The 17,716-nt window shown below is 70.4% G+C and carries 12 protein-coding genes; 6 read left to right on the forward strand and 6 right to left on the reverse strand.

What is annotated here, in order from left to right:
* The first annotated feature begins 15 nt into the window (after positions 1–15).
* The 3 genes from I596_RS06480 to I596_RS06490 are packed head-to-tail and all read left to right on the forward strand — an operon-like array spanning position 16 to position 5,974.
* On the forward strand, positions 16–1,323 hold the full coding sequence (locus tag I596_RS06480) for a TolC family protein (RefSeq protein ID WP_083965417.1): 1,308 nt from the start codon (positions 16–18) through the stop codon (positions 1,321–1,323).
* The gene (locus I596_RS06485) at positions 1,320–2,816 is read left to right on the forward strand and encodes an efflux RND transporter periplasmic adaptor subunit (RefSeq protein WP_067645644.1); all 1,497 of its coding nucleotides are present in this window, start codon (positions 1,320–1,322) and stop codon (positions 2,814–2,816) included. Before I596_RS06480 ends, I596_RS06485 begins: the two co-directional genes overlap by 4 nt.
* Positions 2,813–5,974: an efflux RND transporter permease subunit gene (locus I596_RS06490; protein WP_067645646.1), complete on the forward strand. Its 3,162-nt coding sequence runs from the start codon at positions 2,813–2,815 to the stop codon at positions 5,972–5,974. The genes I596_RS06485 and I596_RS06490 overlap by 4 nt, the downstream gene beginning before the upstream one ends.
* A gap of 158 nt (positions 5,975–6,132) precedes the next feature.
* Here the strand turns inward: I596_RS06490 and I596_RS06495 are convergent, their stop codons facing one another.
* On the reverse strand, positions 6,133–6,885 hold the full coding sequence (locus tag I596_RS06495; RefSeq protein ID WP_067645647.1) for an SDR family oxidoreductase: 753 nt from the start codon (positions 6,883–6,885) through the stop codon (positions 6,133–6,135).
* Positions 6,886–6,986: 101 nt separating this feature from the next.
* Here I596_RS06495 and I596_RS06500 point away from each other — a divergent pair, with 101 nt between their 5' ends.
* Positions 6,987–7,883: an AraC family transcriptional regulator gene (locus I596_RS06500; protein WP_067645648.1), complete on the forward strand. Its 897-nt coding sequence runs from the start codon at positions 6,987–6,989 to the stop codon at positions 7,881–7,883.
* A 493-nt stretch (positions 7,884–8,376) separates the two neighbouring features.
* Positions 8,377–8,886 carry an HIT family protein gene (locus I596_RS18045; protein WP_083965418.1) on the forward strand — a complete coding sequence of 170 codons (510 nt, stop codon included), beginning with the start codon at positions 8,377–8,379 and terminating at the stop codon, positions 8,884–8,886.
* Positions 8,887–9,007: 121 nt separating this feature from the next.
* On the opposite strand, the gene alkB is transcribed toward I596_RS18045, so the two are convergent.
* The 4 genes from alkB to I596_RS06525 all read right to left on the reverse strand — a co-directional run bounded on the left by alkB (position 9,008) and on the right by I596_RS06525 (position 15,670).
* Positions 9,008–9,652, reverse strand: a complete 645-nt coding sequence (alkB, locus tag I596_RS06510; RefSeq protein WP_067645651.1) for a DNA oxidative demethylase AlkB — start codon at positions 9,650–9,652, stop codon at positions 9,008–9,010.
* Positions 9,653–9,830: 178 nt separating this feature from the next.
* Entirely contained in the window at positions 9,831–11,390 is a 1,560-nt protein-coding gene (locus I596_RS06515) for a choice-of-anchor Q domain-containing protein (protein ID WP_067645652.1), read from the reverse strand.
* A 56-nt stretch (positions 11,391–11,446) separates the two neighbouring features.
* Positions 11,447–13,042 carry a DUF4394 domain-containing protein gene (locus I596_RS06520; RefSeq protein ID WP_067645653.1) on the reverse strand — a complete coding sequence of 532 codons (1,596 nt, stop codon included), beginning with the start codon at positions 13,040–13,042 and terminating at the stop codon, positions 11,447–11,449.
* 201 nt (positions 13,043–13,243) lie between these two features.
* Positions 13,244–15,670, reverse strand: coding sequence for a winged helix-turn-helix domain-containing protein (locus I596_RS06525; protein WP_067645654.1), 2,427 nt, complete (start codon positions 15,668–15,670; stop codon positions 13,244–13,246).
* 122 nt (positions 15,671–15,792) lie between these two features.
* Between I596_RS06525 and purT the strand changes: the two genes are divergently transcribed.
* On the forward strand, positions 15,793–16,977 hold the full coding sequence (purT, locus tag I596_RS06530) for a formate-dependent phosphoribosylglycinamide formyltransferase (protein WP_067645655.1): 1,185 nt from the start codon (positions 15,793–15,795) through the stop codon (positions 16,975–16,977).
* Here purT and I596_RS06535 read toward each other — a convergent pair.
* Complete coding sequence (locus I596_RS06535; RefSeq protein ID WP_067645656.1) at positions 16,964–17,692, reverse strand: arginyltransferase; 729 nt, start codon at positions 17,690–17,692, stop codon at positions 16,964–16,966. The genes purT and I596_RS06535 overlap by 14 nt on opposite strands.
* Between the last annotated feature and the right edge of the window lie 24 nt (positions 17,693–17,716).

Genomic DNA, 17,716 nt, shown 5'->3' on the forward strand with positions numbered 1-17,716 from the left:
GTGTTCGGAGGTCTCATGTCCTTTCCATTCTCGCTGCACCGTCGGTGCGGCATTCGCCGTTGGTACGCGTGGACGCTGGCTCTCGGCGTCGTCCTCTCCCCCGTCTGGTCCTTCGCGACTGACGTCTCGTTCGATGACGCGCAGCGCCTGGGGGCGGAGCGCGCCCCGATGCTTCAGGCGCGTCGGTCGCAGGTCGCAGCCACGCAGGAAGAAGCCGTTCGCGCCGCCGCCTTGCCCGATCCAAAACTGACGTTCGGCCTCGGCAACTGGCCGGTCACCGGTGCCGACGCGTTCGACTTCCGCGCCGACGACATGACCATGAAGCAAATCGGCGTGATGCAGGAAATCCCGGCGCGCGCCAAGCGGCGCGCGCGTCAGGTCGTGGCCGATCGAGGTATTGAGGAGGCGCAGGCGTTGTCGACGGCGGAGCAGTTGGCAGTGCGGCGCGGCGTCGCCGAAGCCTGGATCGCGCTGTGGGCGGCCCAGCGCGAGGTCGCTGCTCTGCGGTCTTTGCGAGAACCCGCTGCCATGGCCGTAAGCACCGCCAAGGCGCGGTTGGCGGGGGGCGCCGACACGGTGACCGGCACCCTGGCCACGCAAGCGGCTGCGCTCGATCTGGAGAACCGGATCGATGCCGCCGAGGCTTCCGTGGAGGCTGCCCGTGCCGGCCTTGCGCGCTGGCTCGGTGAGGAGCCGGCGGATCTGGAGGCCGAGGACGCACCGCCCGCGTTGGCGGAACTGCCCGTCGCCCCGGCCGAGCTGCTGAGCTCGATCGATCGCCAAGGGCCGCTGCTGCCGTGGCGTTCGCGCGAGGCAGTGGCCGAAGCCGAAGTCGATGCCGCGCTGGCCGAGAAGCGCCCCGATTGGAGCCTCGGCGTGACCTACGGACAACGCGATCGGACGCCGACTGGCAGGCGCCGCAGTGACATGTTGATGGTCGAAGTCGGTGTCGGTCTGCCGCTGTTCCCGCGCAACCGGCAGAACCGTGGCGTGGCGGCACGGCGCGCCGAACTCGACGCCGTGGCGGCCGAACGCGAAGACGCCCGGCGCACGCAGGCCGAAGCGGTGCGCCGCACCTTGGCCGCATGGCAGGGCCTTGCGCGGCAGGTCGCGCGCAAGGAAACCGAAAGCCTCCCACTCGCCCATGACCGTGCCCAGGCAGCGCTGGCCGCCTACGCGGGCGGCGGCGATCTGCAGCCGTGGCTGGAAGCGCGCCGCGACGAGCTCGAACTGCACGTCGAACACGCCCGTCATCTGGGTGAACTCGGCCGCGCCTGGGCGGCGTTGGCCTATCTGCTGCCGGAGAAGGAGATTTCGCCATGACGCGCACGAAGACGTGGTTGACGATGGCCACCGCCGCGCTCGCACTGCTGGTCGCGGGCTTGGCCGGCGGCTACTGGTGGGCGCAAGGCGGCACGCACCGTGGCACGGACCAGGCCGCCGCATCGGCGACGACCACGGCCGAGCGCAGGGTCCTGTACTGGTACGACCCGATGGTGCCCGACCAGCACTTCGAGCGACCCGGCAAGTCGCCCTTCATGGACATGCAACTGGTGCCGAAGTACGCCGATGAGGTCGCCGGCGGTGGCGTGCGCATCGATGCCGGTCTGCAACAGAGCGTGGGCATTCGCACCGCTCAGGTCGAGGTGGCGCCGTGGATATCGATCGTGCATGCGCCCGGCACGTTGACCTGGGACCTGCGTCAGGAAACGGTAGTCAGCGCCCGCGCCGAGGGCGTCGTCACCCGGGTGCAGGTCAGGGCGCCGTACACGTCGGTGGTGCGCGGCCAGCCGCTGGTTTCGTTGCGGGTTCCGAGTTGGAGCAGTGCGCTGGCCGAGGCGCAGGCGTTGCGGCAAGTGCAGTCGCCCGCGGCGCGCGACCTGCAATCGGCCGCGCAGCACCGCCTGCGCGTGCTCGGGATTCCCGCTGGCGGCGTGGGCCGCGACGGTAGCGTGACGCTTGGCGCGCCGAGCCAGGGCGTCGTCACCGAGGTGCTGGCGCGAGAGGGGCAGGCGGTCCTGCCGGGTACGCCGCTGTTCCGTATCAACGGCACCGCCACGTTGTGGCTGGAAGCGGCGATTCCGCAGGCCGGCGTGGCGCGCCTGAAACCCGGAACGCCGGTCGAAGCGTCGGTCAGCGCCGTGCCGGGGCAGACCTTCGTCGGCGAAGTCGAAGCGTTGCTGCTGCAGGTCGATGCCGCCAACCGTACGCAACGCGCACGCATCGTAGTGCGCAATCCGGACGGCGTGCTCGCACCGGGCATGTTTGCCGAGGTGACGTTGCGTCCGCAGGCCGATGTACCGCTGCCCTGGGTGCCGACCGAGGCATTGATCGCCACGGGAACCGACAGCCGGGTGATCGTGCAAGACGCGGACGGCAGTTTCCGCCCTGTGCGGGTGCGTACCGGGCGCGGTGGCGGTGGACGTACCGAGGTCATCGCCGGACTCGCCGGCGGCGAGCGCGTCGTCGTGTCCGGCCAGTTCCTGATCGACTCGGAGGCCAGCCTGTCGGGTGCAATGGAGCGCCTGGGAGCGCCAGAAGCCGGGCCTCCGGGAACGCCCCTGGAGGCGCCCTTACCGGATAACGCACCGGAGACCGCTCCCGTACCGGCGCCGGCGAAGATCGCTGCGCCCGCATCCGCGCGCTCGTGCCCCGTGCAGTACTGGTACGACCCGATGAAGCCGGACCAGCATTTCGACCAGTCCGGCACGTCGCCTTTCATGGACATGCAACTGGTGCCGAAATTCGCACCGGGCGCGGCCCCCGACTGCACCGTCCGCGATGTGCCCTCCGCCAGTCTGGAGAAGCAGCCATGATCGCGCGCCTGATCCACGCCTGCATCGCGAACCGCGTGCTGGTGCTGATGGCGGCGCTGCTGCTGGTCATCGCCGGGCTGTGGTCGGTGCGGCACACGCCGTTGGACGCGCTGCCGGATCTGTCCGATACGCAGGTCATCATCCGCACGCAGTGGCCCGGACAGACCCCGCGCATCGTCGAGGACCAGGTCACCTATCCGCTGTCCACCACGATGCTGTCGGTGCCAGGCGTGAAAGCCGTGCGCGGGTTTTCGTTCTTCGGCGACTCGTTCGTCTACCTCCTGTTCGACGATTCCACCGACCCGTACTGGGCCCGTTCGCGCGTGCTGGAGTACCTGAGCCAGGTCCGCGACCGGTTGCCGAAAGGCGTGAGCCCCGCCCTGGGTCCGGACGCCACCGGGCTGGGCTGGATCTACCAGTACGCGCTGGTCGATCGCACCGGCCAGCACGACGTCGGGCAGCTCCGGTCGTTGCAGGATTGGTTCCTGCGCTACGAACTCAAGACGGTCCGGGACGTGGCCGAGGTGGCCAGCGTCGGCGGCGCGATACGCGCTTGGCAGATCGTGCCCGACCCGCAGGCGTTGGCCGCTCGCGGCCTCACCGTCGTGCAACTGATCGACGCGGTCGATGCCGCCAATGGCGCCACCGGCGGCTCGGTCGTCGAACAGGGCGAAGCCGAACTGATGGTGCGCAGCGAGGGCTACCTGCGCAGCCAGGCTGCGTTCGAGCAGGTGCCGGTGGTCAGCGCGGACGGCGTGCCGGTGCTGTTGGGCGAGGTCGCCACCATCACCCGCGGCCCCACCTTTCGGCGAGGTGTCGCCGAACTGGATGGCGAAGGCGAAGTGGCCGGCGGGGTGATCGTGCTGCGCACCGGCAAGGACGCGTTGACCGCGATCGAGAACGTCAAGGCGCGATTGAAGGAACTGCAGGCCGGCCTGCCCGGCGGTGTGGAGATCGTGCCGGTCTACGACCGTTCCGAGCTGATCCATGAGGCCGTGCGCAACCTCACCCGCAAGCTCGGCGAGGAGTTTCTGGTCGTCGCTCTGGTGTGCGCGCTGTTCCTGTGGCACCTGCGTTCGGCATTGGTCGCGGTGATCACCCTGCCATTGGGCGTGCTGGTCGCCTTCATCGTGATGCGCCACCAGGGCATCACCGCCAACCTGCTGTCGCTGGGCGGCATCGCGATCGCCATTGGTGCGATGGTCGACGCGGCGGTGGTGATGATCGAGAACGCGCACAAGCACCTGGAGCATTGGCGCCAGGAGCACGGCCGAGAGCCCGAAGGAGAAGCGCGCTGGCAGTTGATGGGCGAAGCGGCCACCGAAGTCGGTCCGGCGCTGTTCGCCAGTCTGCTGGTGATCACGCTGTCGTTCGTGCCGGTGTTCGCCTTGCAGGCGCAGGAGGGCCGGCTGTTCGCGCCGCTGGCCTACACCAAGACCTACGCGATGGCGGCCGCCGCCGGCTTGTCGGTGACCCTGATTCCGGTGCTGATGGGGTATCTGATCCGTGGCCGGATCCGCCCGGAGCAGGACAACCCGATTAGCCGCGGGCTGATCGCCGGCTATCGGCCGGTGCTGGACCGGGTGCTGCGGCACCCGTGGCTGACCCTGGGCCTGAGCGGCCTCGTGCTGGCGTTGACGCTGATCCCGTACCTGCGCGTCGGCAGCGAGTTCATGCCGCCGCTGGAGGAGGGCACGCTGCTGTACATGCCCACGGCCTTGCCGGGCCTGTCGGCGGACAAGGCCCGACAGCTATTGCAACTCTCCGACCGCATGATCAAGACCGTGCCCGAGGTCGCGCACGTGTTCGGCAAGGCCGGTCGAGCCGAGACCGCGACCGATCCGGCGCCGATCGAGATGTTCGAGACCACGGTGACCTTCAAGCCGCGCAGCCGGTGGCGGCCGGGCATGACGCCGGAAAAGCTGCGCCAGGAACTGGATGCCGCGGTCAAGGTGCCGGGCCTGACCAACCTGTGGGTACCACCGATCCGCAATCGCATCGACATGCTCGCCACCGGCATCAAGAGCCCGATCGGGATCAAGGTGTCCGGGCCGGACATCGGCGTCATCGAGCGGCTCAGCAGCGAGGTCGAGCATGTCGCCAAGACCGTGCCGGGCGTGAGCTCGGCGCTGGCCGAACGTGTCACCGGTGGGCGCTATGTCGATGTGCGCATCCGTCCCGAGGTCGCGGCGCGCTATGGCCTGAGCCAGGCGGATCTGCAGCAACTGATCGCGACGGTGGTCGGTGGCGAACCGATCGGCGAGACCATCGAAGGCCGGGAGCGCTACCCGATCGTGCTGCGCTACCCGCGCGGTCAGCGCGACTCGCTGGCCGCACTGGCGCAGCTGCCGCTCGTTGCGCCCGGCGGCGTGCAGTTGACGCTCGGGCAGGTGGCCGACGTGTCGCTCAGTCCGGGGCCGCCGATGCTCAAGAGCGACAACGGCCGCCTGGTCGGCTACGTCTATGTCGATGTCGCAGGCCGCGATCTGGGGTCCGTCGTGGCCGACCTGCAGCGCGCGGTCGGCCAGCAGGTGCAGCTGCCTTCGGGCTATGGCATTGCGTGGTCGGGCCAGTACGAATACCTGCAGCGCGCCCAGGCGCGATTGCAATGGGTGGTGCCGTCGGCGCTGGCGATCATCTTCCTGGTGATCTGGCTGGTGTTCCGCCGCGTCGGCGAGGTCGCGATCATCCTGCTCAGCCTGCCGCTGGCGCTGGTCGGCGGGCTCTGGCTGATCTGGATGCTGGGCCATGCGACGTCGATCGCGACGATGATCGGTTTCATCGCGCTGGGCGGCGTCGCCGCCGAGTTCGGCGTGATCATGCTGCTGTACCTGCGTCAGGCCTGGGAGCGCCGACTGGCTGCGGGCGAACCGGCCACGATCGCCACGCTGGAGGCGGCGATTCGCGAGGGCGCGGTGCTGCGGGTGCGCCCGAAAGCGATGACCGTCGCGGTCATCCTGGCCGGCCTGTTTCCGCTGTTCATCGGCGCCGGCGCCGGCTCGGAAGTGATGCAGCGCATCGCCGCGCCGATGCTCGGCGGCATGGTGACCGCGCCGCTGCTGTCGATGCTGGTCATCCCGGCGGCGTACCGCCTGCTGCGTGGGCGCACCTTGTCCCGCTCCGCGTCGGCCGGATCGCCGGCAGAGACCGCAACGTGAGCGAAGCGTTGGATTGCTCGCTTCGTTCGGTTGGAGATTCGTCAGGATTCGCCCAGTCGTATCCCTTCCTGGAGACCGGAAGCACAGTGACCATCCCAGCGAACTGATCGGCACGTTTCTTCACCGGCACTGCAGTCCGACCGGCCATGCCCACGAACTCAGCAGAGCCGGCGCTGCCCGGCCAGCGCAACGGCGTCGGCACCGGCCGGAAAGTGCAGGTGGCCCGAGGCATCGTTGGCTGCGCTCCAGACCGCTTCGGCGACGTCGGCCGCTTCGGTCGTCGCCGTGACCTTGGCGAAGCCGGCGAACACGCTGTGTGCGAACGGCGCGTAGGCTTCGGGAATCAATCCCTGCATGCGCTGCTGGCCGTTGGCGGTGAAGCGGGTCGTTGGGCCGTAACCGGGTTCGACGAGTTTCACGTGCACGCCGAAGCCCTGGAGTTCGTGCCGGAGGGAGGCGGTGAATCCTTCGATCGCGGTCTTGCTGGCGGTGTAGGCGGCGACCAGCGGAAACGGAGCCAGCGTCGCGCTCGACGTGACGTTGACGAGGGTGCCGGCGCGGCGCTGGCGGAACGCGGGGATGATCGCCTGGCACAGGGCCATCACGCCGAAGGTATTGGTCTCGAAGATCTCGCGCACGGTCGCCATCGGCGTGGCCTCGAATGCGCCGAACAGGCCGATGCCGGCGTTGTTCACCAGCACGTCGATCGGGCCGGCGGCTTCCAGCGCGCGCGCGATGCTGTCGGGATCGGTGACGTCCAGTGCCAGGACACGCAACCGGTCGGATGCGGGGAGGAGGTCTTCGCGCGGCGTGCGCATCGTGGCGATGACGTTCCAGCCCTGCGCGAGGAAACGGCGGGCGGTTTCCAGGCCATAGCCGGACGAACAGCCGGTGATCAGTACGGTCTTCATTTTTCAGCTCCGAGGTTGGGTGGACTCGGAGCGAACGATAGACGCACATCGAAGGATGATCGATGATGTAAAGTCCTTATTAGTTTAGCAATAGTCCTGATATGAGCGATCCGCTATCCGAGGTGGTCCGGCTTTTGCGGCCCCGTGCGGTGTTCGCCAACGTCATCAGCGGCAAAGGCAGCTGGGCCGTGCGCTATTCCGAGTATGGAAAACCCAGCTTCTGCATCGTGCTGGACGGGCGTTGCCTGCTGGCGATCGACGGGCACCAGCCGGTCGCCATCGGCGCCGGCGACTTCGTCCTGTTGCCGACGACGCCGGCCTTCACGCTGTCGAGCTTCGCGCCGGCGCCGCCGGTGCACCTGGATCCCGACCAGGTCGCCGGCGGCCAGGGCGAGCTGCGCTACGGCGAGCCGGAAGGCGAACCGGACATGCGTTCACTGGGCGGCGCGTTCGTGTTCGATTGCGTGGATCCGGGATTGCTGGTGTCGCTGCTGCCGATCGTCGTGCACGTCCAGGGTTCGGCGCGGCTGTCGCAGCTGGTGCAGATGGTGGGCGAGGAATCGGCGGACCCGAAGCCGGGCAGCGAGTTCATGCGCTCGCGGCTGGTGGAACTGCTGCTGGTCGAGGCGATGCGTGCGGCCGCGGCCGGAAGCGCGCCGCCGGGGTTGCTACGGGGCCTGGGCGACGAGCGGCTGGCACGCGCCCTGCGGCAGTTGCATGCCCAGGTGGAGCGGCCGTGGACCATCGACCAGTTGGCGAAGATCGCGGCACTTTCGCGTTCCGTGTTCTTCGAGCGCTTCACGCGCCGGGTCGGGGTGGCGCCGATGGCGTACCTGCTGGCATGGCGCATGGCGATCGCCAAGGAGTTGCTTCGTGCCGATGGCCTGGCGGTATCCGAGGTGGCCGAACGCGTGGGGTACGGGTCCACGAGTGCGTTCAGCGTCGCGTTCGCCAGGCACGTCGGGCAATCGCCGAGCCGGTACGCACGCATGGACTAGCGCACGAGTGCGCCGTTCGGTGCGAAGCCGCCAGGGTCGCAGCTAAGTCGCGCCGCCGGTGGCTCCTGCCGACGGTCCCGGCGATACCGTCCAGAGCGGGGCAGGCGCGGACTGGCGATGAAGCTTCACTAGGTCGTTTCGGCTCGGCCCCCGTCGGGAGACAGGTGTCAGGCCGCTGCAGCGGTATGCGGCCGGCGCCAGTTGCAGTGATGAAGCCAGTGATCCAGTGCCTGTTGGCGCTGAGCCGAAGTCTCGAATGAAGTCACATTCGCTCATTCGCGCAGGGCGGTCTGGATGAAGCGCTCGGCCTTGCTGCTGGTACGAGGCGTGCCGGGGCGCATGCGGACATGCTTCAGACCCCGTGGGGGGCGGCCTCGGCAAAGGCGTGCGAAACGCAGGGTGAGCCGTTGCCGGTCGTGATCCGTCGGATCGTCACGCCCGAGCGCGTTACAGTTGGGCCGCTTGGGCAAACCGGCTGATTCGGAGAGGACAGATGATCGAACTTCCCATAAGAGATCCGTGCGACCTTTGTGTGGCAGCTCGCGAAGAACGCTGGAAGATCATCGACGAAGGCGAACACACCTTGACCGTGATCAATCCGTGGCAATTCGAGGTTGGCCAGTGCTGCGTCATCACACGCCGGCACATCGCGACGCTACTCGATCTCTCTGACCACGAGTGCGGGGCCATACTGGCCTCGGCCAAGAGAGTCGCAGAGGCGCTCGTCAAGACGTATCGCCCCCTCGGAATACTTACGTTCCAGAACAACGGCGTCTTCAGCGGACAGGAAACGCCGCACTTCCATTTCCATGTCGTGCCTCGGCAGCAGGGCAGTGACTGGGGTATAGGTCCGCCGCAGCTCGCGACATTCGATGGCGCCGGACGCCAACGGGGTATCCCGCACGATCCAAGCGGGGATGCACGGCGCCGAGAGCGAGTTCAGGTTTCTGCCAGGCAACTTGCCGAAACTGCGGACCTGATTCGTTCGAATCTACCGGAGTAGCTGGAGCGTCGTGGCGATCCGGCTCAGGTGTTGGCTGCGGCGGGCTTGGGGGAGGTACCCGCCGGTGGCGGCCCAACAGTGCCACGGCCGTCCGGTCGCGGCGATCCGGCCTGCAACCGGCTCAGGCGGCCTTGCGAAACGTCAGGTTGATGCGCTGGCTGCCGAGTTGTGGGTGGGGATCGTCCCGCAGCGGCAGCACGCCGTGGAAGCGCAAGCGATCCTCGCCGCCCCAGACCACGACGTCGCCGTGCCGCAGCGGCACCTTGGCCGGCGTGTCCGAGCGGGCCAGGCCGCCGAACAGGAACACCGCGTCCATGCCGAGCGAGACCGACACGATCGGCGCCGCGTAGTCGCGCTCGTCGCGGTCCTGGTGCAGCGACAGGCGCGTGCCGGGCTGGTAGCGGTTGATCAGGCAGGCATCCGGCGCGAAGCCGGCGAAACCGGCCGCGGCCGCGGCCGTGCCGGCCAGGTGCGCGAAGACCGGCGGCATCGCCGGCCAGGGACGGCCGGTCTGCGGATCGACGGCCGCGTAGCGGTAGCCGCGGCGATCGGCGATCCAGCCGAGCGCGCCGCAATTGGTCATCGCCACCGACATCGTGTAGCCGCCCGGGGTCACCAGGTGCCGGAAGGGCGCGGCGCGCGCCACGTCGACGACCGCCGCTGCCAGTGCATCGGCCTGCGCGAGCGCGAAGCCGCGCAGCACGCAGGCGCGTGGGCCGATGGCCTCGATACGGCCTTCGTCGATGGCGGCGAACAGGTCCGGCATTGCGCGCTCCTCCGCACGCGGCACGGCAGTGCGAGCCTGCGAGTATGCCGCGCGGCACGCGATGTCGCGCACGCGCCGGCGAGGTGGCCGGCGCCGGTGGAGGTCGATGGGAGCGCGAGACGTTCCCGCGCGTGGCCGCCCGTCGCCGCGATCGGGCGGTGGGGGCGGCGCCGCTCGCTCAGTCCGCGTCGAGCCCGGACCGGAAGATCGCGTCCGTGGCGGCCTGCGCCTCGTAGCTGCCGATGTCGGCTTCGGCGCCGGCGACACGGGCGTGGCCGGGGCCGCGCTGATCGGTGCCGAGGCCGAAGTAGTCGTTGCCGGCGTCGCGCGCGGGGCTGCCGGCGGCCAGCGCGTGCGTGCGCGTCGGGCCGCCGTTCTCGGCCAGCGGTGCCAGCTTCGGATCGGCCTGCAGCGTGTCGGCCGGCAGCACGACGCCGTTCCCCACGGCGAGGACGAGGTTGTTCGCGCCGTAGATCGACAGGCGGTCGCGCTTGCCGATGTCGGCACCGCCGGGTGCGGTGTTGCCGGCCAGGATCGTGCTCTGCAGCTCGACCAGCAGCGGGTCGTAGGGCTCGTCGAAGTAGACGCCGCCGCCGGTTTGGGCGGTGTTGCGGGTGATGGTGCTGTTGCGGATCGCCACCGATCGCGACAGCGGCATCACCAGCACGCCGCCGCCGCGGGCGGCCGAGTTGCCGGAGATCGTGCTGCTGATGATCGTCAACCCCTGCGAGCCGTCGATCGTGACGCCGCCGCCGAGATCGCGCGCATGGTTGTCGTCGATCGTCGAGGCGACGATGGTGCCGCCGCCATGGGTGGTGACACCGCCGCCCCAGACGTGGCTGTCCGACAGGTCGGGGTTCGTCAGGTAGGAGCGATTGGCGCTGACCGTACTGCGCGTCATCGTCAGCTGGCCCCAGGTGTTGACCGCGCCGAAGTAGATGTAGCCGTAGTCGTAGGTGCCCGTCACCGCCACGATGTTGCCGCTGAGGCGGCTGTCGACCAGGGTGACGTTCTCCTCGGCGGAGATCGCCGAGGCGCCGGCGGCACCGCCCACCAGGATCCGGCAGTCGCTGATCGTGGTGTCGGTCGCGCTGACGCTCCCGAGCGCGCGCACGCCGGCGCCGATACCGAACGGTGCATCGGTGATCCGGCAACCGCTGATCGTGACCTGGTCGAGCGCGACGTCGCCGTAGGACCACAGGCAGCCGCCCTCGTAGTCCGATCCGGTGGCGACCACGCCGTTGACCAGCGACAGTCCGGACACGGCCAGCTGGCCTTCGCCCTGGTGGACCAGCACGCGTCCCTGGCCGTCACCGTCGATCGCCAGGGCGGCGCTGCCGGGACCGACCAGCGTCAGATTCTCGGCGGTGGCGACGATCTCGCCGCCGGCGAGCGTGATCGTCGAGCAGGTCAGCGCGCTCAGGTCGATCGTGTCGCCGTCGCCGGCACCAGCGACGACCGCGCGGAGGCTGCCGGGGCTGCCGTCGTCGGCACAGCTGGTGACCGGCCGCGTCGTTCCGCCGGCCGGTGCCGGATGCCGTGCCGCGCGCGGCGCGCGCGGCGCCGAGAACAGCTGCCGGCGCAGCGCGAGCGTCTCGGCGGGGCTGGCGCCGGCCAGCGGCCGGGCGGCGGCCGTCACCGGTGCGCAGGTGCCGGCGGCGGCGATGATCGCGCCGAGGCAGGTGGCCAGCGCGGTGCGTCGCGGCAGGGAGGCAAAGGAGGTCGGCGTCGGTTTCATCGCAGGGCTCGTCGTGTTCGGGGACCGGTGGCGCAAGACATCGGACGGCGGCCGGCTCATGGTTCGAATCCGTCGGCGAAGATCGGGTCGCCCTGGGCTTCGGGCAGGACCGTCAGGCGGACCGGCACCGGTATCTTGTTGCGTCGCGGATCGTTGCTGTGGATGCAGGCGTGCGATTCGTAGACGCCGGCGGGCAGGCGGCGCGCATCGAGGAACAGCTGGACCTCGCTCGACTGTCCCTGCGCCAGCGGCACCGCCGTGTAGGGGCTCAGCGACAGCCAGGCCACGTCCTGCTCGGTGCTGCACGGCCGCGCGGTTCCGACCGCGGCCATCGCGATGCGCGGACTCGCCGAGGCGAGCGTCGCGGCCGGTGTCGCAGCGCCCGATGCGGTGTCGACGCGGTACATGCCGGCCTGGCCGGTGCCGGCGTCGAGCGCCGACAGGTAGAGGCTGTGGTCGGCGGCGTCGATCGCCAGCCCGGCGATGTCCTCGACGTCGAATCCCAGCGGGCCGACCGTGTAGCCGCTGACGTTGCCGGGCTCCGCATACGGGTCGAACATGATGCGGATCAGCAGGTCGTTGGCGGTGTCGATCGCGTAGATGCGGCCGTCGCTGTCGACCGTGATGGCGCCGTAGATGCCGCGCATCGCGCGCCGGTAGACGTTGATGTTGCCGACGCGGCTGGCCGCGCCGGTGGCCGGGTTGATGCGGTAGATCGAGGCGGCGTCGTCGCGCGCCGACAGCCCGTACAGCAGGCGCTCGACCGGATCCCAGGCGAGGCCGCGCCAGGCCTGGTCGGCGGCGACCGGGCGCGTGTTGGTCGACAGCACACTGGTCTGGCCGCTGGCGAGGTCGAGCGCGAGCATCTGGCCGCTGCCGTCGAGCAGGATCTGCCGGCTGAAGTCGCCGTCGACGAAAGTGCCGGCGCGAATGTCGGCGAGCGTTGCGGTCAGCGGCGTGGAGACCTGCGGCGATTCGAGGTCGAACCGGACGTGGCGCTGCTGTCCGCCGATCGATTCGATCGCATAGGCGGTCCGCGGCGCCGGGGTACCGCCGGCCGGCGCGGTGTCGCTTTGCGGACCGTCGGCGGCCTGCGCTTCGCCGAGGTGCCAGGCCAGCGCGCCGCGGCCGAGGTTGGTGATCGTCAGGGCATCGTTGGCGACGCGCCCGGCGACCGTCGTCACCGCCACCGCCGTGCGGCTGAGCGCGATCTCCGGCACCTGCGTGTCGAGCCGGAGCCGTGCGGTCGACGTGTACGACGGCCCGCCGGCGCCCGCCGAGGAGGTTACCGTGTAGGTGACGTCCATGTTGCGGGTGGCGAGCATGCGCTGCTCGTAGGTGATCTCCAGGCCGCCTTGGGCGATCGTGTAGTCGATCGTCTTGATCAGGACGCCGTCGGCGCGGAACTCGTGGTGCGTGAGCGGCGTGCCGGACTGGTTGCGGACGATGAAGCACAGGTTGTAGTAGTCGCCGGCCAGCGCGGTCACCTGCGCGTCGTTGGTCAGCGAGGCGCAGTAGCGCGGGGCCTCGAACGGGTACTCGACGTGGTAGAGCGTCACGTACAGGTCGATCGACTGGCCGGCGGCGGTGCCGGCGATCAGGGGGCTCGTCAGCGCGAGCAGCAGCATCCGCAGGAAGGCGGTACGAAACATCGATCGGTCTCTCTCGGCAGAAGGCGGGCGGGACGGCGGCGGACCCCTGCAGCCTCCGCCAGCGACGAAGCTGCGACAAGAACATTGCATGGCCGTTGCAAGAACGCGGCATGAGCGACGCATGACGGCTGCATGAAAAGCCAGCGGCGGCGGACAGTTGCGCGTGCCGCGGACACCGCCGCCGGATGCGGGGACGCCGCTTCAGCGGGGCGCGGGCGGCTTCACGGCATCGGGCGAAACCGCCAGCGGCGAGGGAATCGGGCGTTCGCCGGCCAGTGCCTGGGCCTGGATCAGCGCCTTGCGCCAGCCGTCGGCCTGCGCGAGGCGGTGGTAGAGCCGCAGTTTCAGCAGCGCGCAGTCGAAATCGCGGTCGGCCCAGGGAAAGACGCGACTGGCGATCTCGGTGGCCGGGCCGGTGCGGTCGTGGTCGAGCAGGGCATTGGCATAGGTGAGGGCCGCTTCCGCGGTATAGGCGGGCACCCCCAGCTGCAGGGCCAGCTGCAAAGCCTTGTCGAACCAGGACGCGGCGCTTTCGGCCTGCCCGGCGGCATCGGCGGCCTGGGCCAGCACCAGCCAGGCCTTGATCCGGGCACGGTCGTCGCCGCCGGCATCGGCCCAGTCGGCGAAGGCCTCCGCCTCGACCCGGGCCTCCTCGATCCGGCCGAGCGCCAGCAATGCGTCCACGTGCTCCTGCCAGGCATTGCTGCGCGGCCCGCTGTCGTCGGCCTGCGTGAAACGCGCCAGTGCGGCCTGCGCCAGGCGCACGGCCCGGGCCGGGTCCCCGGTTTCCCGCTGCATCTGCGCCTGCATCGTCTGCACCCGCCCCTGCAGGTCGCCGCTGGCGAGCACGCGCGGGTCGGCTTCCAGGCGCCCGAGCAAGGCCTGGGCCCGGTCCATCTTGCCGTTGGCGGCCAGCGCGTAGGCGGTGATCATGTCCAGGCCGATCCGTGCCGGTACGTCCGGGGCATCGGGGTAGCGCACCGCGAACTCCTCGGCGGTGGCGAGCGCATCGGCCGGCGACAGCAGCAGCAACTGGGCCTGGACCTTGGCGGCGTAGGCCTGCGGCAGGCCGTTGAAGGTGCGGATCGACTGCATGCGGCCGATCGCCTGGTCGAGCGCACTCAAGGCATTGGCCGGCCGGTGGCGCAGGATCTCGAGGTTGCCGACGTTCGATTCCAGCGCCGCCAGCGAGAACAGGTCGCCGGCCAGCTCGTAGGCCACGCGGGCCTTGGAGAAGTCGGCCTCGGTCTGGTCGTACTTGCCCTGCAGCGCATGGGCGATGCCGCGGCCGGCCAGCAGCTTGCCGGTGATGCCCGGCTGGTTGCGGCCGTCCAGCAGCGGCAGGCCCTCCGCGAAGTGCTGCAGCGCCTCGTCGGGGTGGTCCAGACGCACCGCGACGATGCCGTACCGGTAGAGGATCTGCGCGCGCAGCACCGGGTCGCGTTCGGCCGGGACTTCGGCAGCCAGGCGTTCCAGGCGTTGGTGCGCCTCGCCGTAGCGGCCGAGGCGCTCGTCGATGTCGGCCAGCCGCAGGCGGATTTCCGGCGATTCCATCAGCGCCGGCGGCGTCGCGTCGATCAGGCGCTGCGCCGTCGCCAGGTCGTCGGCCAGCATCGCCGACTCGATCCGCGACAGGCGCTCGTGCACCGGCATGCCCGATGCGGGATCCACCGCGTCGGCGATCGGGCCGCGCCCGAGCCGGACCAGCGCCTGCTGCACGGCCTGGTAGGCGGCCGTCGTCACGTCGCCGTCGCCGGCCGCGGCCTGGAACAGCCGGCGGCCGTCTGCCGCACTGACCGTCAGGCGCACGTTCCAGGCGCCGCCCTGGCGTTCGGCTTCCGGAGTGAAGACCAGTTGCGCGCCGGTGGCCAGGTGGGCTGCTTGCGGCAGGTCGTCTGGCCGGATGCGGCTGAGCGATACCACCGCGTCGCTGGACACCACGCGCAGGCCGCCGCGGCGCAGCTTGCCGGCGATCAGGTCCATCATGCCCAGGCGCAGCCAGTCCCAGTCGCCGTCGGCGTTCACCGCCACCGGCAGCACCACCGCCAGGGCATCGGCGGTCGGCAGCGGCTGCGGTGCGGAGGCGGCCGGCGCCGCGTCGCGTACAGGTCCGGGAGCGCCCGGTTTCCACACCGCAACCGCGGCCACGCCCGCGATCGCCAGCAGCAGGCCGGCCGCGGCCAGGCGCAGGTGGCGGCGTGGCGACACGACGGGCGACGGCAGGGCCGGCGCGGAGGACGGCTCCGGCGTCGATGCCGGCGTTGATGCCGGTGCCGGTGCAGAAGCCGCGAGCGGTGGCGCATCGGCGGACAGCGGCTCGATCGCGCCGACCCAGCGGTAGCCGAATCCCGGAATGGTCCGGACCAGGGCCTGTTCGCCGCCGGAGTCGCCGACCGTGCGGCGGATCTTGACCACCAGCTGGCCGAGCAGGTCGTCGCTGACGTCCGCCTTGCCCCACACCGCCGCGATCAGCTCGTCGCGTCCGATCGCGCGTTCGCGGTGGGTGATCAGGTAGGCCAGGCCGTCGAAGACCTTGGGCGAGAGCGGCTGCAATACGCCGTTGCGCCGGCATTCCCGCGCGATCAGGTCGACCGTGCAGTCGGCGGAGGGGATGGCGTAGCGGCTCATCGTCGCAGGATAGGCGGCGCGCCGTTGCCGTGTACACCCTGGCTTGCCGCGCGCAGCGCCGCGCAGGCGCTGCGGTGCGGCATCGGCCGCTACAATCGCCGTCCGCTTCCAGGAGACCCGCGATGAAACCGTTCGGCACGCCGCATACCGGCACTGCGATCCGTGCGATGCTGCTCGGCTCGGGCGAGCTCGGCAAGGAGGTCGCGATCGAGCTGCAGCGCTTCGCCGTGGAGGTGATCGCGGTCGATCGCTACGCCGACGCGCCGGCGATGCAGGTGGCCCACCGCAGCCACGTCGTGGACATGCTCGACGGCGCTGCGATCCGCCGCCTGGTCGAGCAGGAGCAGCCCGACCTGATCGTGCCCGAGATCGAGGCAATCCACACGCCGACCCTGATCGAGCTGGAGCGCGAGGGGTTCACCGTGGTGCCGACCGCGCGCGCGGCCTGGCTGACGATGGATCGCGAGGGTATCCGCCGGCTGGCCGCGGAGGAACTGGGGCTGCCGACCTCGCCGTACCGCTTCGTCGATACGGTCGATGAGTACCGCGCGGCCGTCGCCGAGATCGGCCTCCCGTTCGTCATCAAGCCGGTCATGAGCTCGTCGGGCAAGGGGCAGAGCATCGTCCGCAGCGCGGACGAGGCGGAGGCGGCCTGGGCCTACGCGCAATCGGGCGGCCGTGCCGGCCGCGGGCGCTGCATCGTCGAAGGCTTCGTCGCGTTCGACTACGAGATCACGCTGCTGACGGTGCGCCACGTCGGCGGGACCGCGTTCTGTGCGCCGATCGGCCATCGCCAGGAGGACGGCGACTATCGCGAGTCCTGGCAGCCGCAGCCGATGAGCGCGGTGGCGCTGGCCGAGGCCGAGCGCCAGGCACAGGCGGTCACCGCCGCGCTGGGCGGCCGTGGCGTGTTCGGCGTGGAGTTCTTCGTCCGCGGCGACGCGGTGATCTTCTCGGAGGTCAGCCCGCGGCCGCACGACACCGGCCTGGTGACGCTGATCTCGCAGGACCTGTCGGAGTTCGCGCTGCATGCGCGTGCGATCCTCGGCTTGCCGATCCCGGCGATCCGCGCGGCCGGGCCGTCGGCCTCGTGCGCCGTGCTGGCCGAGGGCGACGGGCGGACGATCCGCTATGCCGGCGTGGCCGATGCGCTGGCCGAGGCCGACACGGCGCTGCGGCTGTTCGGCAAGCCCGAGGTCAAGGGCCGGCGGCGCATGGCGGTCACGCTGGCCCGGGCCGACACGATCGAGGCGGCGCGCGCCAAGGCGGTCGCGGCCGCGGCGCGGCTGTCCGTCACGGTGGCGTGACGGCGGCGCGGCTCTCGTCGGCGACCCAGCGCCCCGAGCGCAGCAGTTCGAGCGGGCGGTAGCGGCGCTTGTAGTCCATCTTCGGGTGGCCGTTGATCCAGAAGCCCAGGTACAGGTGCGGCAGGCCGCGTTCGCGCGCGATCCGCACCTGCTCGGTGATCGCGAACGTGCCCAGCCCGCGGTCCTGCTCGGCCGGGTCGAAATAGGTATAGACCGCCGACAGGCCGGTGGTGCAGAAGTCGGTGACGGCGACCGCGACCAGGCGGCCGCGCAGGCGCCACTCGACGAAGCGCGTCGGGCTCCAGTCGGTGTAGAGGAAGCGCGCGAAGTCCTCGGGCGTCGCATCGTCCATGCCGCCGTTGAGGTGGCGCGAGCGCAGGTAGTCCTGGTACAGCGCGAAGCGCTCGTCGCTGTAGCCGGCCGGCTGGACGTCGGCTTCCAGGTCGGCGTTGCGGCGGATGCAGCGGCGCTGGCCGCGGTCGGGCGTGAAGCGGTCGACCGGGATGCGGCAGGCGACGCAGGCGCGGCAGCCGGTGCAGTGCGGAAAGTAGACGTGGCCGCCGGCGCGCCGGTAGCCGCGGCTCAGCGCCAAGTCGTACAGCTGCGGCAGCTGCGGCACGCTCGGGTCGATCACGAGGTTCTGCGCGCTGCGGGCCTCGTAGTAGCCGCAGCGGTGCGGAAGGGTCTGGAACAGGCGGACGACATCCGAGCGCATGCGCCGATTCTATCCATCGGCGGG

The sequence above is a fragment of the Dokdonella koreensis DS-123 genome, assembly GCF_001632775.1.
Classification (GTDB): Bacteria; Pseudomonadota; Gammaproteobacteria; order Xanthomonadales; family Rhodanobacteraceae; genus Dokdonella; species Dokdonella koreensis.

Coding starts and splice junctions, on each gene's coding strand:
- I596_RS06480 (WP_083965417.1), top strand. CDS start 16: ATGTCCTTTCCATTCTCGCTGCACCGTCGGTGCGGCATTCGCCGTTGG.
- I596_RS06485 (WP_067645644.1), top strand. CDS start 1,320: ATGACGCGCACGAAGACGTGGTTGACGATGGCCACCGCCGCGCTCGCA.
- I596_RS06490 (WP_067645646.1), top strand. CDS start 2,813: ATGATCGCGCGCCTGATCCACGCCTGCATCGCGAACCGCGTGCTGGTG.
- I596_RS06495 (WP_067645647.1), bottom strand. CDS start 6,885: ATGAAGACCGTACTGATCACCGGCTGTTCGTCCGGCTATGGCCTGGAA.
- I596_RS06500 (WP_067645648.1), top strand. CDS start 6,987: ATGAGCGATCCGCTATCCGAGGTGGTCCGGCTTTTGCGGCCCCGTGCG.
- I596_RS18045 (WP_083965418.1), top strand. CDS start 8,377: ATGATCGAACTTCCCATAAGAGATCCGTGCGACCTTTGTGTGGCAGCT.
- alkB (WP_067645651.1), bottom strand. CDS start 9,652: ATGCCGGACCTGTTCGCCGCCATCGACGAAGGCCGTATCGAGGCCATC.
- I596_RS06515 (WP_067645652.1), bottom strand. CDS start 11,390: ATGAAACCGACGCCGACCTCCTTTGCCTCCCTGCCGCGACGCACCGCG.
- I596_RS06520 (WP_067645653.1), bottom strand. CDS start 13,042: ATGTTTCGTACCGCCTTCCTGCGGATGCTGCTGCTCGCGCTGACGAGC.
- I596_RS06525 (WP_067645654.1), bottom strand. CDS start 15,670: ATGAGCCGCTACGCCATCCCCTCCGCCGACTGCACGGTCGACCTGATC.
- purT (WP_067645655.1), top strand. CDS start 15,793: ATGAAACCGTTCGGCACGCCGCATACCGGCACTGCGATCCGTGCGATG.
- I596_RS06535 (WP_067645656.1), bottom strand. CDS start 17,692: ATGCGCTCGGATGTCGTCCGCCTGTTCCAGACCCTTCCGCACCGCTGC.